Source organism: Mycobacterium sp. E1386 (genome assembly GCF_001672745.1).
GTDB lineage: Bacteria > Actinomycetota > Actinomycetes > Mycobacteriales > Mycobacteriaceae > Mycobacterium.
Genome location: NZ_LZKH01000051.1, coordinates 1 through 1,076 on the forward strand (window position 1 = coordinate 1; position 1,076 = coordinate 1,076).

The 1,076-nt window shown below is 69.5% G+C and carries 2 protein-coding genes and 1 pseudogene; all 3 read right to left on the minus strand.

The features are described 5' to 3' along the window. The coding region (locus A5709_RS28700) for a hypothetical protein (RefSeq protein ID WP_231986909.1) at positions 1–127 on the minus strand (127 nt) is incomplete at its 3' end. Between the two features lie 28 nt (positions 128–155). Next, positions 156–938, minus strand: a complete 783-nt coding sequence (locus tag A5709_RS04890; protein WP_068118390.1) for an alpha/beta fold hydrolase — start codon at positions 936–938, stop codon at positions 156–158. Next, positions 935–1,076, minus strand: a pseudogene (locus A5709_RS27895) (O-succinylbenzoate synthase); the annotation flags it as partial. The pseudogene A5709_RS27895 and the gene A5709_RS04890, both read right to left, overlap by 4 nt.

A 1,076-nucleotide genomic window follows, 5' to 3' on the forward strand; every position in this document is an offset into this window, starting at 1 on the left:
GGTCCGCGTCCTGCAGCGCGAACGCCAGCGGCGCGTTGCGCGACCCGGGGCACAGCACCACGTCGCGGACGCCGCCGCGGATCAGCTCGTCAACGACGACGCGAGCCTGTGTCGTCGAGGGGTTCACTCCTACAGCCTGTCACAACCCCAAAGAACTAGTTGCTGGCGAAGAACTTGAGCGCCGCCTCGTTGACGGCGTCCGGGCGCTCGAAGAAGCCGAGGTGGCCGGCGTCGGGGATCTGCACGTAACGGCCGTTGGGCAGCGCAGCGGCGACCTCGCGCCCGAGGTAGGGCGGGGTCAACACGTCGTCGGAGAAGCCGATCACCAGCACCGGCGTCGCGATGCTGCGGTACGCCGGCAACCGGTTGGTGTGCGGGGCGATGTCGAGCTGGCAACGCGTTCCCGGGGTGGCCTTGACGGGCCACATGCTGAACATGGCGATCCAGTCCGCGACCGCGACGTCGTCGTTGAGCGTCTTGTGCGAAAAGTTTTCCAGCAGGCGGATTTTCGCCTCGTACGAGCTCGGCACCTGGACACCGGCGTCGGCCAGCTCGGCCTCGGCGTCGCGGAAGAACTCGCGGGTTTTGTCCATGCGGCCCCGGGTGCCCATCAACACCGCGGAGCTGACGAGTTCGGGCCGCGCGAGCATGAGTTCCTGGGCGATGAACGCACCCATCGACATCCCCACGATGCGGGCCGGGGCGGCGTTCAGTCCCTCGATCAGCGCGGCCGTGTCGGCCACCATGGTCTGCGTCGTGAAACCCTGCGCGTTCTCCGTGGCGCCGATGCCCCGATTGTCGAAGGTGATGACGCGGTAGCCGGCCGCCAGGAACGCGGGGACCTGATACGGCTGCCAGGTCCGGCCGGCCCCGCCGTGGCCGCTGATGAACACCACCGGCTCACCGGAGCCGCGGTCGTCGTAAGCCAGGTTGATCACTCGGACGACGGTACAAGGAGTGCGTGGCAGGCCTTGACCCGGTCGATCCACCATTGCCGCCGCTCCGCGGGCGCCGCGAGGGCCCGCAGCCGCGCCGGGTCGGGGGTGACCGGCGCGACCGCCAGGGTGCCGTCGACG